The 22,818-nt window shown below is 70.1% G+C and carries 23 protein-coding genes and 2 pseudogenes; 14 read left to right on the top strand and 11 right to left on the bottom strand.

What is annotated here, in order from left to right; all coding sequences use genetic code 11:
* Positions 1 to 122 precede the first annotated feature (122 nt).
* Positions 123 to 1,622, top strand: a complete 1,500-nt coding sequence (gene ltrA, locus BI06_RS43620; RefSeq protein WP_369826401.1) for a group II intron reverse transcriptase/maturase — start codon at positions 123 to 125, stop codon at positions 1,620 to 1,622.
* 107 nt (positions 1,623 to 1,729) lie between these two features.
* Entirely contained in the window at positions 1,730 to 2,173 is a 444-nt protein-coding gene (locus BI06_RS43615; RefSeq protein WP_043478232.1) for a hypothetical protein, read from the top strand.
* 691 nt (positions 2,174 to 2,864) lie between these two features.
* On the opposite strand, the gene BI06_RS43610 is transcribed toward BI06_RS43615, so the two are convergent.
* From BI06_RS43610 to BI06_RS43595, 4 genes are all read right to left on the bottom strand, one after another.
* Complete coding sequence (locus BI06_RS43610) at positions 2,865 to 3,269, bottom strand: hypothetical protein (RefSeq protein WP_043463470.1); 405 nt, start codon at positions 3,267 to 3,269, stop codon at positions 2,865 to 2,867.
* A 182-nt stretch (positions 3,270 to 3,451) separates the two neighbouring features.
* Entirely contained in the window at positions 3,452 to 4,303 is an 852-nt protein-coding gene (locus tag BI06_RS43605; protein WP_043463473.1) for an IS5 family transposase, read from the bottom strand.
* Positions 4,304 to 4,377: 74 nt separating this feature from the next.
* On the bottom strand, positions 4,378 to 4,806 hold the full coding sequence (locus tag BI06_RS43600; RefSeq protein WP_043463477.1) for a hypothetical protein: 429 nt from the start codon (positions 4,804 to 4,806) through the stop codon (positions 4,378 to 4,380).
* A gap of 3 nt (positions 4,807 to 4,809) precedes the next feature.
* Entirely contained in the window at positions 4,810 to 5,922 is a 1,113-nt protein-coding gene (locus tag BI06_RS43595; protein WP_043464028.1) for a DUF6192 family protein, read from the bottom strand.
* A gap of 276 nt (positions 5,923 to 6,198) precedes the next feature.
* Here BI06_RS43595 and BI06_RS52090 point away from each other — a divergent pair, with 276 nt between their 5' ends.
* The gene (locus tag BI06_RS52090) at positions 6,199 to 6,411 is read left to right on the top strand and encodes a hypothetical protein (RefSeq protein WP_043463480.1); all 213 of its coding nucleotides are present in this window, start codon (positions 6,199 to 6,201) and stop codon (positions 6,409 to 6,411) included.
* A 40-nt stretch (positions 6,412 to 6,451) separates the two neighbouring features.
* Here the strand turns inward: BI06_RS52090 and BI06_RS43585 are convergent, their stop codons facing one another.
* Together BI06_RS43585 and BI06_RS43580 are read right to left on the bottom strand one after the other, a co-directional pair.
* Entirely contained in the window at positions 6,452 to 6,691 is a 240-nt protein-coding gene (locus BI06_RS43585; RefSeq protein WP_043478229.1) for a hypothetical protein, read from the bottom strand.
* Between the two features lie 342 nt (positions 6,692 to 7,033).
* Entirely contained in the window at positions 7,034 to 7,630 is a 597-nt protein-coding gene (locus tag BI06_RS43580; protein WP_233290548.1) for an HNH endonuclease family protein, read from the bottom strand.
* Positions 7,631 to 7,950: 320 nt separating this feature from the next.
* Here BI06_RS43580 and BI06_RS43575 point away from each other — a divergent pair, with 320 nt between their 5' ends.
* Together BI06_RS43575 and BI06_RS52085 are read left to right on the top strand one after the other, a co-directional pair.
* On the top strand, positions 7,951 to 8,274 hold the full coding sequence (locus BI06_RS43575; RefSeq protein ID WP_369826400.1) for a PadR family transcriptional regulator: 324 nt from the start codon (positions 7,951 to 7,953) through the stop codon (positions 8,272 to 8,274).
* On the top strand, positions 8,271 to 9,260 hold the full coding sequence (locus BI06_RS52085; protein WP_055731180.1) for a hypothetical protein: 990 nt from the start codon (positions 8,271 to 8,273) through the stop codon (positions 9,258 to 9,260). Before BI06_RS43575 ends, BI06_RS52085 begins: the two co-directional genes overlap by 4 nt.
* Positions 9,261 to 9,416: 156 nt before the next feature.
* Here the strand turns inward: BI06_RS52085 and BI06_RS55770 are convergent.
* Both BI06_RS55770 and BI06_RS55340 read right to left on the bottom strand, forming a co-directional pair.
* Positions 9,417 to 9,503, bottom strand: a pseudogene (locus BI06_RS55770) (hypothetical protein); the annotation flags it as partial.
* A 228-nt stretch (positions 9,504 to 9,731) separates the two neighbouring features.
* Complete coding sequence (locus BI06_RS55340; RefSeq protein WP_043478224.1) at positions 9,732 to 10,346, bottom strand: helicase associated domain-containing protein; 615 nt, start codon at positions 10,344 to 10,346, stop codon at positions 9,732 to 9,734.
* 522 nt (positions 10,347 to 10,868) lie between these two features.
* Here BI06_RS55340 and BI06_RS43560 point away from each other — a divergent pair.
* Both BI06_RS43560 and tatA read left to right on the top strand, forming a co-directional pair.
* A complete protein-coding gene (locus BI06_RS43560) occupies positions 10,869 to 12,380 on the top strand; it encodes a hypothetical protein (RefSeq protein ID WP_043478222.1) in 1,512 nt (503 codons plus the stop codon).
* Positions 12,381 to 12,496: 116 nt separating this feature from the next.
* A complete protein-coding gene (gene tatA / locus BI06_RS43555; protein ID WP_043478434.1) occupies positions 12,497 to 12,754 on the top strand; it encodes a Sec-independent protein translocase subunit TatA in 258 nt (85 codons plus the stop codon).
* 96 nt (positions 12,755 to 12,850) lie between these two features.
* On the opposite strand, the gene BI06_RS43550 is transcribed toward tatA, so the two are convergent.
* Positions 12,851 to 13,606, bottom strand: a complete 756-nt coding sequence (locus BI06_RS43550) for a helicase associated domain-containing protein (protein ID WP_149030681.1) — start codon at positions 13,604 to 13,606, stop codon at positions 12,851 to 12,853.
* A gap of 86 nt (positions 13,607 to 13,692) precedes the next feature.
* Between BI06_RS43550 and BI06_RS52080 the strand changes: the two genes are divergently transcribed.
* Both BI06_RS52080 and BI06_RS43545 read left to right on the top strand, forming a co-directional pair.
* Entirely contained in the window at positions 13,693 to 13,857 is a 165-nt protein-coding gene (locus BI06_RS52080) for a hypothetical protein (protein ID WP_158516546.1), read from the top strand.
* Between the two features lie 79 nt (positions 13,858 to 13,936).
* Positions 13,937 to 14,386 (top strand): hypothetical protein, encoded by a 450-nt coding sequence (locus tag BI06_RS43545; protein WP_149030680.1) that lies wholly within the window; start codon positions 13,937 to 13,939, stop codon positions 14,384 to 14,386.
* 109 nt (positions 14,387 to 14,495) lie between these two features.
* Here BI06_RS43545 and BI06_RS49015 read toward each other — a convergent pair whose 3' ends face one another.
* Entirely contained in the window at positions 14,496 to 14,642 is a 147-nt protein-coding gene (locus tag BI06_RS49015; RefSeq protein WP_233290547.1) for a helicase associated domain-containing protein, read from the bottom strand.
* A 422-nt stretch (positions 14,643 to 15,064) separates the two neighbouring features.
* Between BI06_RS49015 and BI06_RS43540 the strand changes: the two genes are divergently transcribed.
* From BI06_RS43540 to BI06_RS43525, 5 genes and pseudogenes are all read left to right on the top strand, one after another.
* Entirely contained in the window at positions 15,065 to 15,388 is a 324-nt protein-coding gene (locus BI06_RS43540) for a hypothetical protein (protein WP_043478212.1), read from the top strand.
* A 123-nt stretch (positions 15,389 to 15,511) separates the two neighbouring features.
* Positions 15,512 to 15,835, top strand: coding sequence for a hypothetical protein (locus BI06_RS43535; RefSeq protein ID WP_043478209.1), 324 nt, complete (start codon positions 15,512 to 15,514; stop codon positions 15,833 to 15,835).
* Between the two features lie 578 nt (positions 15,836 to 16,413).
* A complete protein-coding gene (locus BI06_RS55765; protein WP_369826402.1) occupies positions 16,414 to 16,491 on the top strand; it encodes a DUF6004 family protein in 78 nt (25 codons plus the stop codon).
* Positions 16,481 to 17,604, top strand: a pseudogene (locus BI06_RS43530) (DUF6004 family protein). The gene BI06_RS55765 and the pseudogene BI06_RS43530 overlap by 11 nt, the downstream one beginning before the upstream one ends.
* 898 nt (positions 17,605 to 18,502) lie before the next feature.
* Complete coding sequence (locus BI06_RS43525) at positions 18,503 to 19,402, top strand: hypothetical protein (RefSeq protein ID WP_149030679.1); 900 nt, start codon at positions 18,503 to 18,505, stop codon at positions 19,400 to 19,402.
* Between the two features lie 217 nt (positions 19,403 to 19,619).
* On the opposite strand, the gene BI06_RS43520 is transcribed toward BI06_RS43525, so the two are convergent.
* Positions 19,620 to 22,217 (bottom strand): DEAD/DEAH box helicase, encoded by a 2,598-nt coding sequence (locus BI06_RS43520; RefSeq protein ID WP_158516545.1) that lies wholly within the window; start codon positions 22,215 to 22,217, stop codon positions 19,620 to 19,622.
* Positions 22,218 to 22,818 lie beyond the last annotated feature (601 nt).

The raw sequence follows: 22,818 nt of genomic DNA, 5'->3' as shown, positions 1-22,818 counted from the left end.
GGGTCAGCCCTCGGGGTTCTCCCGGGGTATGGAGGGCGGCACGTGTGCACAGTCTGGGCCGGAACAGGAGAGACCCGTCTGACCACGCCTGACGTCGGGCAAGAGACCGGACGTATAAGCCGATGGTGAAGTCGTCCGGAGGGCAGCGGGAGTCCGATGGGGTCGTAGTACCGCTGATCGGCGTGCAACACAACGCGCCGGGAGGGAAGGGCCCCAACTTTGATCACGCTCGTGGCGGAGGTAAGCGCGAGGGCATGGCCGGAGAGAGACTGGTCAACCACCCCGGCGGGGCGAGCCCCGTCGTAGTGGACGGGCGTGCGTCCGTCCTGAAAGTGCGACAACTTCAACGCGCGCTATGGGCTGCGGCAAAGCAGTCTCCGGAGCGACGTTTCCACGCACTGTACGACCGTATCCACAGAGGTGACGTGCTGTGGGAGGCGTGGGAGCGGGTCCGGGCCAACAGAGGGAGCGCCGGGGTGGATCGGGTCACCCTGGAGTTCGTGGAGAGCCAGTACGGGGTTCGTCGGATGCTCGGCGAACTCCAGCAGGCTCTCCGTGCAGGCACCTACCGTCCCGCGCCGGCCAGGCGCGTGGACATCCCGAAACCACAGGGTGGCAAGCGGCCGCTGGGCATTCCCACGGTGCGCGACAGAGTTGCCCAGCAGGCGGCGAAGATCGTCCTGGAGCCGGTGTTCGAGGCGGATTTCCTGTCGTCCTCGTACGGATACCGGCCGAAGCGGTCGGCGTTGCAGGCGATGGAGCGTCTTCGGACGGGGTTCATCGAGGGCCGCTGTGTCGTCGTGGAGTTCGACATCCGCAACTTCTTCGGCGAGATCGACCACGGTCGTCTCCTTGCCGAGGTGGGGCGTCGGGTGTCGGACCGCAGGGTGCTCAAGCTGCTGCGGTTGTGGCTCCAGGCGGGTGTGATGGTGGACGGGGAGGTCCGGCGGACGGTCGCCGGGACTCCCCAGGGCGGGGTGATCTCACCCTTGCTGGCCAACATCTACCTGCACGTCCTGGACACCGAGCTCGCCGAGCGCGGTGTCGGTGAGCTGGTGCGGTACGCGGACGACGGTGTCGTCCTGTGCCGGTCGGTGAGCAACGCCAGGAATGCCTTGGCGGTGGTCGGGGAGATCCTCGACGAGCTGGGGCTGGAGCTGCACCCGGACAAGACGAAAGTGGTCGACCTCAGAGAGGGCCGGGAAGGACTCGACTTCCTCGGCTGCCACTTCAGAGCCCGCTTCTCGGGCAAGGTGTGGGAGAAGTGGCGCAAGGTGCGCCACTACCTGCACCGATGGCCCTCGCAGGCGGCGATGAAGCGACTCCGGGAGAAGGTCCATGACAGGACCGACCGCCGTCGGACGGGAACGGACATCCGCGACGTGATCGCGGAGTTGAATCCGATCCTGCGCGGCTGGGGCGCCTACTTCCGAACCGGGAACGCCGCCCAGAAGTTCAGACAGATCGACCGATACGTGCAGGATCGGCTCCGCGGACTCATGGTGAGGAAGCGAGGCCGCAACCTCCGAGCAGGTCAGGCAGCTGTCTGGACGGACAATTGGTTCATCGGGCACGGCCTGCACAGTCTGCGCGGCACGGTTCGCTATCCGAAGACCGCGTAACCCAGTCAAGAAGATCATCGGTAAGCCGTGTGCGGGAAAACCGCACGCACGGATTGAAAGGGGACGGAGGAACCAGGCCCGCGAGGGCACTGCGCCTCCAACTACCAATGATGAAGAAGGCGGCCGACAGAGCCAGGGCCATTCGCCGCCGGCTGCGGATGACCTTCCGCCCGACGCCGCAGGAACTCGAGCGCTGGCGCGCCTTTCAGGCGGCCCTGGTCGCCGCCGACCGTGCGATCGTCCACGCCCTGGAGAAGAGCGGAACGGCCGGGCTGAGGACGTTGTACGCCGCCGACGTGATCGAGGCCGGCAGACAGCTCGGGACCGACGTCGCCGAGTACAACGCCCACGCAGCGCTCTACCACCGGCTGGTGGCCCGAGGACTGGACCCCGCGGCACTGCCGCTGTGGGACTTCCACACCCCGACCCCGCTGCCCAAACAGGAAGCGCCCTGCGGCCAGTACGACCCGGGAATCCCCGGCCTGCCGTGGTGCCGACGCTGCGGATGGGAAACCGGGGACCACGTACCCCAACCCGCGCCCACTCGTTGAGCACACCGAGCGTCCCGACCAGGGCGCGCGGCGATGCTCTGGTCTCACCGCCCGGCACGTACACCCCCGCGGCGCCCGGACGCCGGCCAGCACCGCCGCCCGGGGCGGCCGGCCGTACACACCGGCCGCCCCGATCCGAGCCGAACACGCCGAAGGCCGTCACCCCCGCGCAGGGTGACGGCCTTCCGCGCTGCTCAGAACCCGGGGTACTGCGGACCGTCCGGAGCGATGAAGCGGGCGCCCAGGTTGTCGTTCGGGTTGAGGTAAACCAGCGCGGTGAACCACGCCGCAGCCGCCTTCGGGTCGCGGCGGCGCAGCAGGTCGGCATAGCAGTAGAGGATGCGGTGGGCGGGCCGGTTGTCGAGTTTACCGACCGTAATCTTGCTGGAACCCCATCTGACCTGCGGCGATTCGAAGACTACATGTTCGTGACGACAAGTGGCAGGGATAGGAATCTTCGCCCTGGAGAATCGTGTGGAAAGGTCCGGCCGCCTGGCTTGGCGACCGGACCGTCGGTGTTGCGTGGAGCTTCAGCGCCTGTCAGATCCCGGCGAGGGCGGGGCGAGCTGCGCTTCGAGGTCAGCGAGGCGGCGATCTTGGAATCGCAGGTTCGAGCGTGCGGCCTTGAGTACCTGTTTCCGAGGGTGTGCGAAGCGTTCTGCCGGGCCAGGAATCGAACAGGACCCTCGGATCAGATACCGCTGGCGAGCCGGATCGGCGTCGTGAGGAGGAAGAGCTGGCCGGCCGCGGCGGTGGTCCGGAAGTCGAAGACGCTGGTGAACGGTCCGGTGATCAGCAGCAGGGTGCGGTGCTCGCGGACCTGGCGGCGCCACTCGCGGGTGGCGGCGATGTCGCCGTCGAACCAGGTCAGGCCGCCGGGACGGTGGATCGTCAGCCGGTGGTCGTCCAGGACGGCGGACCAGGCCGGGTCGGGGCCGGCGGTCAGCTCCGGGGTGGCGGTGTCGCGGTCGGCCCAGCCGTCTTCGAGGACCAGGAGGCGGCCGGGTGCGGCGGGGACGACCAGGACCGGGCGGCGGTCGGGCATCAGCTCGGGCCAGGGATGGCCGCCCAGGCCGGTGCCGCTGATCATCTCCATGCGCGGTCCCTTCCCCCGGCCGGCCGGTTCACCCTCGGCGCCGGATGGATCACATCATCAGCCAGGTGCCGGCCGTGGCGCTGGCGAATCCGCTGACGGGCCATCGGGGGCCGTGGGAGAGTGGGTCTGGCCGGTTCTTCGGGTGGTCAGGGGGTCGGTCGGCGGACCGACTCCGAGAACGATCAGTCCCGCTGGGCTTCGCGGGGCTCCGGCTGGCCCTTGCGCCGGGACTGCCGCTGGGTGATGCGCCTGGTCATGATGGTGATCGCGGCCCAGGTGATCAGCGATTCGGAGTGCTGGACGAGACGTTCGTAGTCGCGGGCGTGTCGGCGGGCGTGCATGATCCAGGCGTGGGACCTCTCGACCACCCAGCGCCGGGGCAGGACGACGAACCCCTTGGCGTCCTTGGGCCGGCTGACCGTCTTGATCGTGAGGTTCAGGTACTTCTTCGCCCAGGTCACGAGCTGTCCGGCATAGGCGGAGTCGGCCCAGACGATGGTGATCTCGGGGTGCATCAGCCGCAGCCGGAACAGCACTTCCTTCGCGGCGTCGCGGTCGGTGATGTCGGCCGGGGTGACCATGACGAACAGCGGCAGGCCCTTGGTGTCCACGACCAGGTGCCGCTTCCTGCCGTTGATTTTCTTGGCCGCGTCGTAGCCGCGCGAGTCGCGGCCGACGGTCTCGGCGGCCTTCACCGACTGCGAGTCGATGATGGTGGCGACCGCTCCGGGGGCCCGGCCCATGTCGCGGCGGACCCGCTCGCGCAGCTGGTCGCGGATCCGCCCGATCACGCCGGCCGCGGCCCAGCGGGCCATGAACCCGTAGCAGGTCCGCCAGGGCGGGAAGTCCTTCGGGAGCGCGCGCCACTTGCAGCCGGCGTCGACGACGTAGCGGATCGCGTCCACGATCTCGCGCCGCGGGTGCTTCTCCGGGCGCCCGCCGGCCTTCGTCTCGCAGGCCGGGGTGGGCAGCAGCGGTTCGATCAGGGCCCACTCGTCGTCGAAGGTGTCCGACGGATAGCAGCGGCGGCGCACGGACTCCCCTTCAGAGACAGGCAGTTGGCGGGCCCGGCCGCCGAAGGCGGCCGGGCCCGGAGGATCGGTGACGGTCAGACGTCGCTGTAGTCCGCGATCATTTCGAGCGTGGATTCCACCGAGTTGAGCTGGGTGACCAGGTGCTTGACCCACCGCCCCTTCGGTTGCAGAACGGCATGCGGGGCGACAACTCCGGTGATGAACCGGCGGAACTCGGTGAGCTTCTCGCGGATCACCGCGACCTCGTAAGCCTGCAGCTCGGTCGGGTCCGAGCAGAACTTGTAGCCGTCCGCCCGGCTCCAGATCAGCGGCGGCCAGCCCCGCTCGGCGATGATGTCGCGCAGGCAGGCCAGCCCCGCCCGAACCTGGCTCGGGCTCAGCGACGAGGCCCGGCTCAGCTGGTCGAAGGCCAGCCCGGCCGGCCGGGCCTCGAACAGCACCTTGCGGACGGTGTCGGCGTGCCGTTCGGCAGAGGGCGACCTGCGCTTGGAAGCGCGTGGCATCGCCTACTCACCCTGGAGGAGGCGGGCGAGCTCGCCGTCCATGTCGACCTTGCCGGTGTCGACCGCGGTCTCGACCCAGTCGAGCGTGGCCTTCACCCGCGCGCAGTTCTCCCTGATCACGGCCTTCTCGTCGTCGCTGAGCTGCCGGTCGCGCAGGCCGGGGACGACCCGGCCGGCCGCGGCGACGAAGGCGTGGCAGGCGGTGACCAGGTCGAGGAACTCCACCGTCCGATCGATCTGGCGGATCGCCGGCGCGACGGGGTTGGTCTGCTCGAAGTGCTCGCGGGCCTGGCGGCCGCGCTCGACCTGCGCATGGTTGACCTGGTGGCGGGCGGTGTCGTCGGCCATCGCGCGGGCCGCGACGTCCGGTCGCCGCAGCAGCCCGGTGGTCACCTCCGCCGCCACGTGGTCGTCGCGGGTCAGCTCCTCGACCACCTTCACCTTCTCGGCCGGGGCGACCCGGGCGACCACCTCCGGCCGCCGCAGGAACGACGGCGCAACCGCGGCGGCGACCTGGTCGTCGCGGGTCAGCTCCTCGACCGCCCGCACCTTGTCCTTCGGCTCGACCTGGGCCATCACCTCGGGCCGCCGCAGCAGGTCGCCGGTCACCTTCGCCGCGACCTCCTCCGACGCGGCCAGGGTGTGGATCGCGCGGACCTTCTCCTCCGGCGTGACCGGGCGCTCGACCTGCCGGCCGACCCGGCGCTTGGCCTCGTCCGGCGTCCACTTCCCCCGCGGCTGCGGCGGGTTGAGGATCGTCTCGAACCGCTCCTGCTCGTCCGCGATCCCGGCCAGGATCTCGTGGACCGTGTGTGAGACGCCGCGCTGCCGGCGCTCCTGGGGCCACCTGGACGCGGTCCACCTCGCGCGCTTGACCTGCGAGTAGGACAGGCCGATGTCGTCGGCCACCCTGACCAGCGACTTCTCGACGGAGAACAGCTCGTCCGCCGGCGCCGAGCCGCCCGGCTGGCGCATCGGCTCGATCTCCAGCGCGTAGTCGCCGATCGTGAACTGCGCGCGGGTGGTCGTCTCGACCAGCTTTCGCAGCTCGGCGACGATCTCCTCGTATCGGCTGGCGCTGACGCAGCCGACCTTCTCCGCGATCTCCTGAGCCATGTGGATCACACCACCAACTCGCAGACCGGACGCGGCCGTTGGCCGCGACGGGACCGGCCCGCTTCCGTGCAGCAGAGTCCGGCCCGAGATGTGATGATCACAACAAAAACCTGCGGATGAACGGAATTGACCGTTTAGTAACACTTATGCCGTTCGTTCAACGGTCACTGTGACCGTTCGCCGAACGGTTCGTGTCGGGCCCGCCAGGCCCTCATCACGCACCGCCGCGAGCAGTAGACGGCGTTCGAACGCCGATCCACCCCGGCCACCCACCAGGTGTCGCACTCCGGGCAGTTCACCCGGCCGGCGCCGCTGATCTCGGCCGCCACCCGCTTCCGCAGTCGCTGGTCCACCCGCCACTGCCTGGCACGACACGTGGTCGAGCAGTACACCGCGCTGGGCCGCGACCCCGGCCTCAGCCGTACGCCGCAGCCCTCGCACTTCCGCTCGCCAACCGGCCCGCTGCCCTCGGACACCAGCCCAGGTTAGGGCTCCAGGCTACCCAAAAGGGGGGTTCAGACACAGGTACTCAGCGCAGGATCACGTGCGCGTACTCGGTGACGATCCCGAACACCTTGAGCACGGCGAGCGTGACGACGCTCCTGGTGACGCCGGCCAGGATCCGGCCGCGCATCCGGTCCGGCGACCGCCACGCCGACCTCCCGGACCACCGCGGTCCCGTCGAACCGCGCGCCGCGGCCTGCCGACGTTCGACGCCGTCCCACCCCGCCGCGTTCGGCTCCTCGCCGCGCGGCCTCGTCTCCACCATGTCCTTCTCCTTCTCCATCACGGGGTTGCGGGTACGGACCCGGGCCCCGGTCGCCGCGACGCGGATGGGCGCCGTCGGGCTGCGGGGCGGCTCCGTGGCACCGGACGGTAGAGGCGTGGAACGGCCGGTCAAGGGGGTCCGAGCAGGAAGTTCACCGCGATGACGCCACGGAGGAGAGAGCTGAACCGGCGCACGGTACTCCGCCCTCGAGGCGAGTCAACCCCCGCTCCACCGGGCCGGGAACGGCACCGGCCGCCACCCCCGGAGGGGCGGCGGCCGGGCTGCCCGGGCCCCGGGCGAGCGTCTACGTGGTGAGGAGGTGACGGTGTCTGCGGTCCGGGGTCAGCGGGCGAGGGTAATGGTCAGGGCGAGGTTGGGGCAGGTCGCGCCGAGGTCGTGCAGGACGGTCTTCTCCCGGGTGTCGACGCTCTGGCCCCAGCGGGTCTTGGAGACCGTCCAGCGGTCGACGTAGTCGCACGTCTCGGCCTCGACCGGGCGCCACTCGGCGATGTCCTTGTCGCTTTTCTGCCTGTTCGAGCGGGCGGTGACGGCGACCAGGTCGCGGGGCTCGTCCAGGTCGTTGGCGTAGGCCTGGCGTTCGGCCGCGCTCCAGGCGCTCGCCCCCGAGTCCCAGGCCTCCGCGAGCGGCACCACGTGATCTACATCCAGCGCGGAGGCGTCCGTGACGACCACCCCGTCGTAGATCGAGTACCAGGTCCCGCCCGTCAGCGAACAGCCAGGACCGACCTGCGGCGCCTCGACGGCCTCTCGCAAAATGACCTCCTTCCTCGTGTTGCACCCGTTCCGGTCCGCGTCGATCCAGTGCCGAAACTTCGAGCGCTCGTAACCGTCCCGGCTCTCCTCGGCGACGGGCAGCGCCTCGATCGCCTCCCGCAGGAGCACGGTCACCGTCTCGCCGACCGCACGCCGCGCGGGCACAGCGGGCACGCTCCGGTCGGCGGCGGGCGGCGGCTCGGCCGACACGGGCCGCGGCGCGCCGGTGACGGCAGCCGTAGCGGGGGTGCTCGCGCCGGCGGGAACGGCGGCGGGAAGAACTGCCGCAGCGAATGCGGCGAGGAGAGTGGCGGCACGGCGCCGCATGGGGGTGATCATGTGCCACGACTACCGGTACCCGCCCGCCGAAGGCGGCACGGTCACCCGGTGGTGGCGCGTCAGGGAGTGCTGGTGACAGTTGCCTCACCGGAATCATCTGTCGACCACAAGACTCGTACTCGACAAACGCTCGCGATGGTGATCTCATGGTGACCATGAGCACGCCGCGTATGACCAAACCGACTATCGGGGTACTGGAAGTCCTCTTGGCCGCGACCGACGACGACCCCGCGTGGGGTCTGAAGATCTGCGTCGAGGCCGACCTGGGTTCCGGCACCGTCTACCCGATCCTGGAACGACTCTCCGAGCGCGGCTGGGTCGAGGCGTTCACCGAAACCGCACCCCATCCCGGCCGACCGCCCCGGCGCTTCTACCAGCTCACCGGAACCGGACGGCTCCAAGCGACCGAGGCGCTCCGGGCCCGTCAGCGGCGTCGCCACGTTCTCGGCACGGCAGGAGTAAACGCGTGACCCGCTACGTGCTTGCACTATCGCAGAGCCGCTTCGCGCAAACTGCACTCCTCGTACTTGCGTTGGCCAACGTCATCCTCTGGTCCAACACACTGGCGGGAACCTGGAGCAATCAGCCGCCCGCTCTACAAGCAGGCCTCCCAGCGGTGGGAGCCCTGATCGTTCTGGTGAGCCTCTGGAGTACCGCTTCCCACTTGGTACTGCTTCGTCTCCGCAGAATGAGAAGTCAGATTGCCGAGGACGCCGCCGCGCGAGAAGAGATCACCGGCAAGGCCAATGGCCTTCGCGACAAGGTGAAGGCATTCGACGTCGAGCTCGCGGCGTCGTGCGAAGCGGCCCAAAACCCCGACGACGTTGAGGAGATCGGTCAGCGATACCGTGCGAAGCAAGCCAGCCTCATGGCCGAAGTCCGCACTCTTGAGGTGAGAGCCGAACGACTTGTACGGAACCACAAACGGCGCGAGCGAACGTTCACTGCAGCGGAGATCCTTATCGGCCGCTCCCTCTGGCGCTACTTCTCGCGGATCCGTCGTTCATCCCAGACACCGGGCCAGGTACTCACCTCCATCGCCACGGGACTGGCCGGAGCACGCCACGCCCACCTCCGCGAGGCATGGCACGCCGACCTCGCGGGATCCCCCGAGCACGGCATTACGGTTACCCCCCGCCAAGCTCGCCTCCTCGGGATGGGATTCGTTCTCGCCGGACTGAAGCTGCGCTTCCACACCCTTGGGGCACCGTTGTGGGTGCCGGTCGACTGGATTCTGAAGAGCAAGGCCCGCACCACCAACACGATCGCCACAGCGGTCGGTGCGGTGGGCATCTACTTCCAGTTCACCGACGGGCTCCACGGCCTACTTGCTGATGGCATTGAGACCGGAGCCGTCGTCTACGGGCTTCTCCACGTGGCGGCCAGCACGTTGCGTCGGCACCGAGCGATCGAGCTCAGTGCCCCGTCCAAGACAGCCGACCGCGCAAACCAGTAGGAACAGCTCCTGGCGAATCCGTGGTGCTGAGAAACCAGCGTCTGGCGGAAACCGCCGACGGCGCCCGATGAAGCCGCCCGCAACACCGAAGGCCGCCACCCACAAGGTGACGGCCTTCCACAATGACGCGGCCCCCTGCCAACCGACCCCGAGGGCTTCCAACTGCCCGGGCCGCTCGCCGGTGAGCTTGTCCCGGCGGGCCCTCTGGTTGTTCAGCCAGATCCCGAGCGACACCCCGTCCTCCTTGTAGTACGCGGCACCTTCGCGTGTCCCACACGCTCGACGAAGGCGGCGAGCGCCGCCAGACCGGCACCGAAATGGTCCTTACGGGAAACCGCCAGCTTCGCTATGGCGGCGGCCTTGAGGACCCGGCCGCGGGGAACGTGCTCCAGCAGGGGTCCGATGTCGACGGGGCAGCGGAAGCGGGGATGTCCCCGGCACCCCAGGGACGCAGCCGCTCCACGGCCGTTCCTACGCCCACTCCACGCCGTGCTCGGCGAGCTGCGCGAGCTGCCCCGGCGTGAGTTTGGCGCGGCGGGCTTTCTGGTTGTTGAGCCAGGTGCCCAGGGCGAAGTGCGACACGACCGCCTGCTCCTCGCCACCGGGGCCGGCCTCCACGGCCTCCACCGGCTCCTTGTGCGGGCGGGGCACCCGGGCATGCCGCTCCCGCTCGACGAACGCGGCGAGCGCGGCCAGCCCCTGCTGGAACCGGTCGCCGCGGGACACCGTCGGCTTCGCCTCCGCAGCGGCCTTCGCGGCCACCAGCTCGAGGTCGGCCTCGATGCCGATCGCCGTCAGCAGGTCCCGCTGGTCCTCCTCCAAGCCGGGCCAGCCGGCCCGCTGCGCCTGCACCCAGCGGCCGAGCTGCTCGCCCTCGAACACCGTGTCCTCGGGCAGCCTGGTCCAGTCGACCAGGCCGTCGGTGTCCAGCCACCACATCCGGGCGGTCGCGTAGGCGCGCTGCCGGGTCACCGGCCACACCGGGCACCACCACGGGTCGATCTCCTCCAGCGCCCGCCGCCGCTCCGGCGCCAGCGCCCCCTGCTCGCCCGCCGGCACCTGCGCCGCGGCCCGCAGCTCCGACAACCAGGTCCCGATCGCGTAGCCGCCGACCGAGGCCCGCGCCGGCGCCGTATCTGTCGGCTGACCTACCCGGTCACCGGCAACCGGCCCGGCCCCACCACGGGAGCCGGGTCGAAAACCCTGCCACAGCGCAGTAGGTCCTGAAAGTCCTCCTCGGTCAGGACTCCCACCACGACCCGTACCTGGAGCTGCGGCGCCTGGGCGCCGCGAGCGAGCACATCAAGGCTGCGGCCCCTGCGTGACCTGGACCAGGCCGAGCAGGGGTGAACACGGTCGGCGCCGGGCGGCGGCCGGTCCGAGGTGTGGTGCTTCGGGTCGGTGCAGGCGCCGGTCGGCGGGCGGTGCCGGACTTCTTTCAGATCGGATTGTCCGGTCCCACCTCTGGCGCCCCTGTCGTATATCGCATACCTTTCTGCAACCGGCGTTGCCCGAGGAAGGCCGCTCCTCCCCCGATTCCGGTCACGGCCCTTCCATCCTCCGGTGCCACGCCCGCCCCCACCAGCCACTCCCCACCCGGAGCAGCAGATGCACAGACCCGAACCGAACCAGATCAGCCGCCGTAGCATCCTGCGCGGCGCGGCCGTCGCCGGTGCCGCCGCGGCCGGCGCGAGCATGCTCCGCCTCCCCGTCGCCCGTGCCGCGGGTCTCGACTCGGGCGACTACACGATCCGTTACGACAACGGCGCCCGGCAGACCATCAAGGGCCTGGGTTTCGAGATCCAGTCGGACTCGATCGGCTCCGGCAACAACGGCATGCCCGACCTGGTCAGCGGCGTGCCCTACGACCTCACGCCGAGCGAGCGCACCCGCTTCTACCAGCAGATGCTGAAGATCCGCTCGGACCGCGGCTTCCGCTACTGCCGGCTCGCCCTGGGCCTCTACCACCGCGGCGTGACCGCCGACGGCAAGCGCCTCGTCGACCGCTACGACGGCCAGACCGCCCTGCTCGCCGAGATGATCAGCCAGGCCGGCATCGAGGGCGTCGCCGCCGAGTACTGGTCCCCCGCCCCCGCCTGGAAGAGCAACAACAGCCTGGTCGGCAAGGACGCGAACGCCAGCGGGTACGGGCTGGCCTCGTTCGCCCCGGCGGACCTCGACGCGATGGGGAACGCGATGGTCGCCGACCTCGACTACCTCGCCGCACGGGGCATCCCGATCAAGATGTGGGGCCTGCAGAACGAGCCCGACTCGTCCGCCTGGTACTCCTCCTGCTTCTACGACGCCCCCCAGTACCTCGCGGCGTTCAAGGCGGTCGCGCCGAAGATCCGCGCCAAGTACCCCGACGTGATGATCCACGCCGACAGCCGCGGCGGCTGGAGCGGTGTCCGCGGCCAGGCGATCGTCGCCGACCAGCAGGCGCTGCGCTACGTCGACGCCTGGACCTACCACCGGGTCGGCGAGTACGCCGACGAGCAGGTCACCGGCGACTACACCTCCGGTGCGCTCGGCCGTCCGGTCTTCAACAACGAGTTCGAGTACCTGCACCAGACCAGCTCGTTCAACCGGACGATCAACACCGCCCACTCGATCATGAACTGGATGACCTTCCAGAACTCGCCCACCTGGTTCTGGCTGCACGCCCTGAAGCCCACCACCAACTCCGAGTCCAAGGGCTACTCGCTCGGCTTCTGGCGGCCCCCGTCCGACACCGACTTCAGCCGCTACCCGAACATCAAGGCCGGGCACTGGGACTTCAACCCGGAGAACTGGAACGCCGTCGCCGGGTTCGTCCGCTACATGCCCTGGGACTCCGTGCGCCACCACGTCGAGGAGCCCGTCCACGACGACGGCAGCCCCTACCTGGACCACCGGATCATGGCCTGGAAGACCGCCCAGGGCAAGCAGATCTTCGCCCTCACCAACCGCTCCTCCAGCCGGCCCTGGACCTACAACGTCGACACCCAGACCACCGCCTCCTTCGAAGGCCACCGCTACGGCCCCACCACCCACAGCCAGACCCTCGCCGCCAAGACCGGCCCCACCCTCGCCATCACCGTCCCGCCGCTCTCCATCGAGTTCTGGGTCCGCACCCCCTGAGACCCCGGGCGCCGACCAGGTGGGTGGGACCCCGCCGGCACCCGGACGCGGCCGGCACCGACTGCCATCGGTGCCGGCCCCGCACCCCGCACCTCCCGGAAGGACCGGTGACCACCATGCTCCGCAACGCCCTCGAACCCTGGCACCTCCTCCTCGTCGTCGCCGCGATCGCCCTCCTCTTCGGCTCGAAGAAACTCCCCGACCTCGCCCGCGGCCTCGGCCGCTCCATGCGCATCCTCAAGGCCGAGACCCGCGCCCTCCACGACGACGAACCCCAACCCGACGCCGCCCCCGCCCCACTGCCGACCCTCGAACCCGCCACACCCACCGAAGCCACCACCACCCAGCCCCAGCAGCCCACCACCACGACCTGAGGGAAGAGAAGCCCGAAGGCCGCCGGCCTCCAGTACTTTCTCGAGGCCTCAGCAGCCTATCGCCAGCCAACGCGCCAGCCCGGCCGGGACAGCCCGCTACGCCCACTCCACCCCGTGCTCGGCGAGCTGCGCGAGCTGCCCCGGCGTGAGCTTCGCCCGGCGGGCCTTCTGGTTGTTGAGCCAGGTGCCCAGCGCGAAGTGCGACACCACCACCTGCTCCTCACCGCCGGGGCCGGCCTCCACGGCCTCCACCGGCTCCTTGCGCGGGCGGGGCACCCGGGGATGACGCTCGCGCTCGACGAACCGGGCGAGCGCGGCCAGGCCCTGGGCGAACCGGTCCCCACGGGACACCGCCGGCTTCGCCTCCGCGGCGGCCTTCGCGGCCACCAGCTCGAGGTCGGCCTCGACGCCGATCGCCGCCAGCAGGTCCCGCTGCTCCTCCTCCAGCCCCGGCCAGCCGCCGCGCTGCGCCTGCACCCACCGGCCGAGCTGCTCGCCCTCGAACACCGTGTCCAGGGGCAGCCGGGTCCAGTCGACCAGGCCGTCGGTGTCCAGCCACCACATCCGGGCGGTGGCGTAGGCGCGCTGCCAGGTCACCGGCCACACCGGGCACCACCAGGGGTCGATCTCCTCCAGCGCCCGCCGCCGCTCCGGCGCCAGCGCCCCCTGCTCGCCCGCCGGTACCTGCGCCGCGGCCCGCAGCTCCGACAACCAGGTCCCGATCGCGTAGCCGCCGACCAACTCGCCCCTGAGGTCGAGCGCCTGGTCGTCCGCGCCGGCCCCGGCGACGCCCCCGTCATCGACGGCGTCGCCGGACGTCCCGGCCCCCGCCTCGCCACCCAGATCGAACAACTCGCCAGCCACTGAACCCGGACCGGCCCGCCGCCCTGTCCGGCGGGCCGGCCCCGCCCACCACCCCCTACCCACCGGAGCAACCGATGTCCACCGTGCTCCAGCACACCGCTCTCATCACCGCGGCGAGCGCCTGCTGGTACGCCCTCGCCGTCTCCGCCGCCGCCATCACCGCGGTGGCCGCCCGCAACGCCGACCGCCGCCGCGACGCCCGGGAAGTGCTCAAGGTCCTCGTACGCCGCAGTCGCTGATCGAATCCGACTAGACGACTTGCTGCCCCGCCAGCGGGTCGAGCACACCAGACCACCAGCGGCGTGGCTTCCTGACAGCGTGGACACCACTCATTTCCGCTTCGTCCTTGCCGGACACGTGGCCGAACGCCTCGACGTACGCCGCGACGAGCCCGCCCGCTACCACCTGGCCGTCACGGCAGCAGGCGCGATGGCCGACCTCCTGCCCGAGCCGATGCTCGACACGTACGCAAGAGCAGCCCTCGACGGACTCGCCAGGGAAGAAGAGCACAGAGGCGGGCCGCTGCCCGGCCTGGGCTTCGTCCGCTACTTCGACAGCGCCCTCAACCGCGCGATCGGCGACCTGGACGACCACGGCGACGGCTTCCACGAGGCATGGCACGTCATGCTCCTGCTGCGCAGCATCCTGCCCGGCGGCGAGCTGGCTGCGTTCATCGAGTGCATGCAGGCCACGCTCAGCCAGAGCCGGTCCGGCCTGGACGATCCGAAGGACCAACAGCGACGAACGGCGGACCACCTCGTGCCGTGAAGTCCCGAAGGCGGGAGGCCGCCACCCGCAGGTGACGGCCTCCAGTGCTTTCTCAGGGCCCCGGCAGCCTGCCGCCGACCAACGACGCCAGCTCGGCCGGGACGGCCCGCTACGCCCACTCCACGCCGTGCTCGGCGAGCTGCGCGAGCTGCCCCGGCGTGAGCTTCGCCCGGCGGGCCTTCTGGTTGTTGAGCCAGGTGCCCAGCGCGAAGTGCGACACCACCACCTGCTCCTCGCCACTGGGGCCGGCCTCCACGGCCTCAACCTGCTCCTTGTGCGGGCGGTGTGATGTTCGGGTGTGGTGTCAGTGGGATGCGGCTTCGTGTCAGCGGTCGGCTGGAGGATGAGCCGCAGGTAGGGCTTTGCAGCCGGGCTGGAACGTTGACGCTGGCCCGCACCTCTACTGACGTGTGGCCGGATCGGCCGGTGACCTCCTGTCCGTACCTCATACGGCCCGGCCGGGCAGGGGTGTCACAGACGGTCGCTCGTGAGAGGCGTGGGCGTCCCCTTGGCCGGTCCGCGCGTCCCGAGGGTGCCGGCCGTTGGGCCGTGCGCCTGTTCGGGCGTACCGGGCGCGGCTTTCACCGTGTACGACCGGACCGGAGCCTAATGTGCCGGTGGAGACGCCCCGCAGCAGTCGTCTCCGGTCAACGCCCCGCTCACTGACAGGAGACTCCGTTGCGCCTGTTCCCCCGTCTCGCGGCAGTTGTGGCGACCGCGCCCCTCGCTCTCGCAGGCCTCGTCCTCACCGCGGTCCCCGCCCACGCCAACCCGGTATCCAACTGCTACACCTACGTCAACAGCCACGCTTCGATCTACGGCAAGCAAGGGACTAATTACGTCTTGATGGCCTGCACGTATGCGAAGTCCAAGGCCAACCGAGGCGACGAGGAGGAGGCCGCCAAGGCATACGACAAGTGCGTCGCGGCCATCCCGCATTTCTCCTCCGCGACGAAGGAAGTCGCCGAAGCAGCCTGCGAGCTCGCACAAGCTCCCAAGTAGCACCGAGGGAGAACCGAGGCAGGGTCACACCCTTCACCGCGAGATGCTCTGACGCCACCCACACACGCCGGCACCCCGCTGCCCGGCGTCCGAACTCCGTCGACCCCACAGTGAGGCACCCCCGTGTTCCGTAGCCCCCCACTGCGGCGCAGCGCCGCGGTCCTGCTCGCCGCTACCGCCCTGACCCTCGCCGCGCCGATGTCCGCCGGCACTGCCCACGCCGACGACCCCCAGGAGTACCTGTGCGTGGAGGTCGTCGCGGACGGTGACGCCCTCACCCAGGCGTCCGGCTGCGTCGGCGGCCCCACCGACTACACCGGACCCGCCACCGTCACCGACTTCTTCACCGACCGCAAGTGGGCGTGCGAGGAGATCACCACCGAGACCGACCCCGACCAGGACGACCCCGACTTCTCCCGCATCACCGCCACCAGCGGCTGCGCCTGACCCCGCAGCACGAACCCGACCCCGACGCGGGCACCGAACCCGACGCGCAAGCGGCCCGCACCGCACACTGACACCGCCCCTGGGCCCGGCACCGCCCACGGGTGCGGCGCCGGGCCCTCCTCCTTGGTCCGGCCGGCCCGAACTGCCTCTCAGGAGCCCGGTCGCCGCGGCGCGCCCATCGGGCTCCGCAAACACACCGCAACTCGACGACGGGCCTATCTGACAGCGGCCAGGCAGGTTTCCCCACGGACGGCCAGTTACAAGTCCCCATCGGCGGCCAGTTAGATCTGGTGGCCGCTGCTCCGGCTACTTTGCGTAACGGAGGTCACCTGAGAGGGGAGAGCCGCAAGTGCGGCCGTCCGGTGCTGGTCCCATTGATCTGTCGTCTCGGCCGGGCGTGCACCAAGTGTTGTTGTCACTCGATCGGGTGATCCTGACGATCCAGCCCCTGGGGCAGGGCGGCATCTGCCAGCCTCAGCATGATCAATCCAAGGGCCCGCCTCCCGGTTCGGCCGGAAGGGGGCTCGTCCAGACGCTGGAGGAATCGGATGAGTGCTGCCAGGTAAACGTTCGAGAGCCTGAGCCTGGAGCCGAGGCCGGTGCGCCCACACATTCTCGCCGCTGCCACGATGGTCTTCGGCGAGGATGAGCAGTGAGGATGAGCAGTCGGGGCGGCGGGAGACCATCCTGCTTTCGGGGTCCGAGCAGTTGAACCAGTGGCCCATGCCCGGCTTCGAGCACCGCGTCGACGAAACGGGGGGTGCCTCGTTCGACGTCGAGATGATCAGCTCACGCGAGATCGGCATCAAGGGCTACAGCTACGAGGCCGAGGACCGCGTCCAGCTCACGCCGCACCCCCGGCACGCCAGCACCGGGAAGGTCAAGCAGACCGTACCCGGGACGAACTTCCCGCCGAGCTCGACGTGCGCCGGTTCTGTGTCCTGGAGACCAGCGCCCTGCGCCTGGCCAACCGCGAGGGCATCGACACCCAGGGCGCCATCATCGACCACTTGCCTCCCTACAGGAAGCCGCTGCTGGGTCCGGGCGACCTCACCTTGGTGATCGACTCCGAGAACGAGTACCACGGGGAGCTCAGCGAGGTGTTCGCCGCGACGAACCTGCCCGTGGCCTGGTACCCGGTCGGAGACGACGACGAGCCGTCCAGCACCATGCCGAAGGCATTCTTCACCCCGGGTCCGACACCGTTCACGGTCGTGATGTTCAACCCCACCATGATCATCCAGAGCTCCCTGGAAGGCAGGCTGGAGCTGGAGGTGGGCGGCAAGAGTGTGCGCGTCGACCTGGTCGGCGACCGCGGCCTGGCCGCCGGAGTCGAGATCCTGCTGTTCGGCCCGGACGAGCACAACGAGGGGCCAGGCGTACGGGCCCGGATCTCGCGCCTCGCGCTGACCGGCCACTGCACCGAGCTCGGCGGCCGCATCATGCTGCGGGTGAGCTGGCCCCGCCCCTCCACGGGCACGCTCGGCAACGAGAGCGAGGACAGCCTGTCCCGCGTGCGCTACCCGAGCGAGCTGCACATCAACACCGAGTTCGAACTCATCACCCCGGACGCCACCCTGCGCGCGAAGGACCCGGTCCACATCGCCGGCAAACTCCGCGACCTCGACGCCACCGGCACCGAGCTGCGCATGGAAGGCGCCGCCACGGCCCTGGTCACCGCCGAGGACACGGTCAAGGCCACACTGACCGGGGTGACCCTGCTGATGGGCGAGACAGTCCTCGGTGCGCACGCCCCGGTCGACGTCTGACCCACTCCCGCGACCGGCCGTGGCGCAGCGGGGAGCTGATGATCCCCGCTCCGCCACGCGCCGGGACGCAGCGTCCACAGCTCTGGAATGTGGTTGTCGGGGTTACCGAAACCGATCCTGATGAGTTTGACGGCCAGGTCGATCGGGAGTGCTCGGGTTCGGGGAGCACGTCGAGGAAACACCCGGGCGATGTCCGCAGTGACGGTGCTCGGCCGGACAGAAGGCATTCCTCCGCCGCCGCAGCGTGCTGAACACCCAGGTCGTCAGGCTGGGTGACCTGTTCAGGGCAGCAGGACCAGGTCGGCTTGACCGAGTTCACGACTACACGGAGTGATCGCGGCAGTGGCCACCTGACGCCCCGTCAAGTGGCCGCCGCTGGGGAATATCATCTGGCCACCGACACCATCCCGCGCGCTCACCCGCGGGCGCCTCTGCGACGGTGCTGCCCGGCAGGGGCAACAGGACCCTCCTCCAGCGCGAGTGCCGGGCCTGCGCCACTTCGAGAGCCTCCACCTGCCTGCCTGCCTGCCTGCCCCGACCCGGCGCGAGCTGCTGGCGCCGCCTGCGTCTGCGCTCCGGCCGGCCCGTGGTGGCAGGACCGGGTGCGTCACGCCAAGCTCCCGCCCTAGGCCGCACCCTTTGAGCACCGGCTCTGGGTGTTCGTTGCCGTCGAAGGTTGAGTGCGCGGCGTCGCCCTATGAGTGGCGCGGGTCAGCTCAGCGCTGCCCGGGCTGGTTGTCGTTTCGTCTGATGGCATGGCTATTCGCCGGTTCGTGTGACGACCAGTGGTGGCGGCAGCGAAGCGAATGATCACGCTGGTGTGCTGTGCGTGGTCCGCCGAACGGGTGGACCGTCGGCACCGCGCGCCCCGCGCGCGGTGGGCAAGAGGAGTTCGTTCATGATCGGTGCTTCGAGGACCAGGGCGGCCGTGACCGCCGCATTCAACACCCTGGCTCCGGCCACCCGGGTCTCGGCCCGCCGCGCGGCGGTGGCCGCCCTGGCGACCGTGCTGGCCGGTACGGGGGCACTGCCCGCAGCTACGGCCTCGGCGGCCGGCGGGCAGCGGGCGCTGACCGGCTACCAGGTGGTGACCGTGCCCATGAGCCCGGTGCAGAACGGGCAGCCGATCTACGCGACGTGCCCGGCGGGCAAGGTCGTCCTCAGCGGCGGGGTCCAGCTGGCACAGGGCGGGTTCCTGCGCCACAGCGTGCCCACCCCCGACGGCCGGGCCTGGGAGGTGACGGCCTTCGACCCCTCGCAGGGCGGCACGAGCGTGAGCGTCACCGCGGTGTGCGCGGCGCGGCCGAGCGGCTACCAGATCGTGGCCGGAGAGCCTGCCCAGGATGTCCCTAACAGCGCCCGCCGCCAGGCGCTGTGCACGAACGGGACCGTCCCGCTGGGAGTAGGCGCTGACAGCGCCGGCGAGGCGTCGCTGGTGGCGCTGTCCGCGCTCTACGTCGACCAGCTCGGCAGTGTGTACCGGGTGAACGCGGCGCTCAACCAGAGCGGCAGCGGGCACAACAGCCTGCGGCCGTTCGCGGTCTGCGCCGCCCAGCCCGCCGGGTACACGGTGGTCAACGGTCCCGCGAAGACGGGCATCCCCTCCTACAGCCAGATGGTCACCGACTGCCCCCTCGGCCGCAGCGCCGTCTCCGCCGGCCTGTCGATCCCCGGCTCGTACAGCTTCCTCAGCCAGTTCACCGTCGACGGCCCCGGCAGCGTGAAGACCACCGCCCAGAACCCCTACCCCGGCGACCACAACTACAGCGCCACCGCCAGCGTCGTCTGCACCTCCTGACCCACCCACCCACACCCTCACTGTGAGTTCCAGGACCTGGAGTGAGGCTTGGACGAGCACCGGCCTGCTGAGTTCGTGAGTTCGGCGGGGAGTTCGGCTCGCCGTTGAGCTGCCGTTCTCGGTCGGCCGTCTGTCCCCGACGGACGGCCGACCAGTCCTGACCTGCCAACTTCGTGGGGGCGTGGGAATCACGTGAGTGTCCCGGGAACCCCACTGGCTATGCCGCCGCCCACTCGACGCCGTGTTCGGCTAGCTGCGCGAGCTGCCCCGGCGTGAGCTTCGTCCGGCGGGCTTTCTGGTTGTTGAGCCAGGTGCCCAGGGCGAAGTGCGACATCACCACCTGGTCCTCCCCTTCGGGGCCGGTCTCCACAGCCTCCACCGGTTGCTTGTGCGGGCGGGGGACCCGCGGGTGGCCGTGCTGGTCGACGAACGCGGCCAGGGCGGTCAGGCCCTGGGTGAACCTGTCGGTGCGGGACACTTTCGGCTTCGCCTCGGCGGCGGCCTTGGCGGCCACCAGCTTCTGGTCGGCCTCGATGCCGATCGCCGTCAGCAGGTCCCGCTGGTCCTCCTCCAAGTCCGGCCAGCCGGCCCGCTGCGCCTGCACCCAGCGGCCGAGCTGCTCGCCCTCGAACACCGTGTCCAGGGGCAGGGAGGTCCAGTCGGCCAGGCCGTCGGTGTCCAGCCACCACATCCGGGCGGTCGCGTAGGCGCGCTGCCAGGTCACCGGCCACACCGGGCACCACCAGGGGTCGATCTCCTCCAGCGCGCGGCGCCGCTCCGGCGACAGCGCGCCCTGCTCGCCCGCCGGCACCTGCGCCGCGGCCCGCAGCTCCGACAACCACGTGCCGATGGCGTAGCCGCCGACCGAGGCCCGCGCCGGCGCCGCCAACGACCCGCCGTGGCCCTTCGCCCACACCCGCGCCCAGTCCAACCCGGCCTCGAAGCGGGCATCGCTCACGGACCAGATCATGCCGAGCGCGTCGAGCATCTCCACCCGGTACGGCGCCAGCTCACCATTCGCATTCTCCCCACGCCGATCCGACAGCCACTTTCCCAGCGGGTAATTCCCGTTCTCCCCGACCAGCGCGGAATAGGGGACGTCGAGGCCGCCGGTCTCCTCGAACCATTTCCGCGCGTGCCCGATCCCCTCACGCCACAACTGCGTCTCACCGACCAGCACCCGCGACGCGATGAACAGGGCGAGGACGTTCTCGTCCACCGGCGTCTGGAACCGCACCGGCAACGTGAAAGCCCCCGACCCGCCCGCACCGACCATGCTTTCACCAGGCCCGACAGCAGCCTCAGCGCTACGCCCCTTGGTTCGCTTGCCGGACTTCTGCGGCACCGCGAGGGCCTCCACCACCTTGGCGTCGTGGCTGCGCAGCGCGGTCAGGATCTTGACCAGGGGACTGTAGGAATCGGACTCCAGGATGTCCCCGGGATCCTCTCCGGGTTTGAGGAAGACCGGGACGATCAGGCTGGCAGTCTTTCCCTCGCCGGGCTGCATGCGCAGGGCCCGGCCGATGGCCTGGACGATATCCACCATGCTGCCCCGGCCCTGCAGAAGAACCGAATCGGCGTTCGGGATATCGACACCCTCGCCCAGGACCTTGCACTGGGCGACGATCCGGTGCTTCAGACCGTCCTCCTCGCCGCTGCTCCCAAAATCCGCGATGACCTCCTTGCGGAAATCCACCTCATGCTCACCGGAGAGCCACTGCGACCAGAATTCAGCCGGATATTTCTGCGGGTTCTCGAAGTGCAGCTTCTCGACGGTCTGGTTCAGTGTCTCGGAGAAGTAGCGGGCCTCGATCGTGCGGCTGTGGAACGTGATGCACCGCTCCAGGCCCCGCTCGACCACGGTCTTGACCAGCCCGGCCTGGATCGCCGCGATGCGTGCGGCCGGTACCTCGTCCTCGCTGCCGTCCTTCTCCTCGCCGACCCCCGGCCCCCACGGCACGCCCTGCTGCTCCGCCGCGGCCCGGTCGCCGAGCGGGTCGCGCAGCTCCAGGACGACGATCTCGAACGGCGCCAAGAGCTTGCGGTCGATGGCCTCGGCCAGGCCCAGGGAGTAGACGTGAGGGCCGTAGATCCGCTGGTCGTCCATGGATACCGCGAGCTCCTCCGGCAGCGGCTGGTGGGCGTCCTCGCGCCGCCGCATGGCCCTGCTCGGCGGCGCCCAGATCCGCGGAGTCGCCGTCATGTAGAGCCGGCGCTCCGACGGGATGGCGGCCTGGTCGTGCACCACGGTCCAGGTCTTCTCGACGCTGCCGGAGGAGCGGTGCGCCTCGTCGCAGACCATCAGCCCGAGCGGGGGCAGCAGCTCGTCCTGGCGCTCGGCCCAGTACGCGTAGGCGTCCTGCACCGCCCCGACCGAGGTGTAGGTGGCGAAAATGGTGGTCGGTCGGCGGTGCTTCGCGGCGTTGGACAGCCACCTGCCGATCACCAGCGGGCTGGTGGACGCCATCACGCCGTACGGCAGCTCACGGTCGACCAGGGAGCAGATGGCGTGCATGTCCCCGGAGCGCCCGGCCGCCCGCCACGAGCCGATCATCTGCACCAGCAGGTCCAGCGTCGGCACGGTCACCAGGACCACGCCGCGGGGGACCAGCTTCTGGCCGGCCGCCGCCCCGACGTAGCTCTTGCCGGAGCCGGTGGCCATCTGGACGGTTGCCCGCAGCCCGTTCGGCGCCGGGTGTCCCGGTCGGGGGGTGAGGCCCCGCACGATGGCCTCCAGGGCCTCCTCCTGGTGCCCGCGCAGCGAGATGCCGGCGGCTGCCCGAGCGGCCGTCAGGCCGGGCTGTACGACGTTCACGAAGACGTGTTTCCCCTCACCCATTCCCGAGTCCGCACACGCGACCACGCGGGAAATACCGACAGTGCCCTGCTGATACATTCGAAGGACCGGTCAAGGAATCCATCGGACCGGAATGCAAGCCCGATGGGAGCGGCCGTCCGACAGGATATCAGTCCCCGACCGAGGAATCCGCCGAATACCCGAAAAGCGCGGGACCGGACCCCACTGTCGGCGGGATCATCCGACACTCCAAGACTGATACGCCGAGAACCGTTGCTCACCCCGCCAGGGTAGCGCACCCCCACACCCGATGGAGCTGAAACAGTGGTCCAGGCCAAGGTCTAGACCAATTCGGCAGGAGTGAAGCCGACCCGCACGCGCCCCCGACGCGCCACCCCTCCTCCCAGTCAGCCGTCGTAGGGTTAACCAAAAACCCAGTTCAACCATGTGAACGAGCCTCAGCCGACCGGCACCGTGGAGCGAAGCGGAACGGTGCCAGGCCCGAGCGGAGCCGGGCCGGCCTGACCGAAGGGAAGGCCACGGACACGCGGAGCGGGTCCGCCCGCCCCCCCGGAGGGGGGGCGGCGAAACGAAGGGCCGAAGGCCCGCAGGGACCCGC

Source organism: Kitasatospora sp. MBT66 (assembly GCF_000710405.2).
GTDB lineage: Bacteria > Actinomycetota > Actinomycetes > Streptomycetales > Streptomycetaceae > Kitasatospora > Kitasatospora purpeofusca.
The sequence above is the reverse complement of the archived record's forward strand: the minus strand, read 5'-3'. Positions and strand labels throughout refer to the sequence as shown.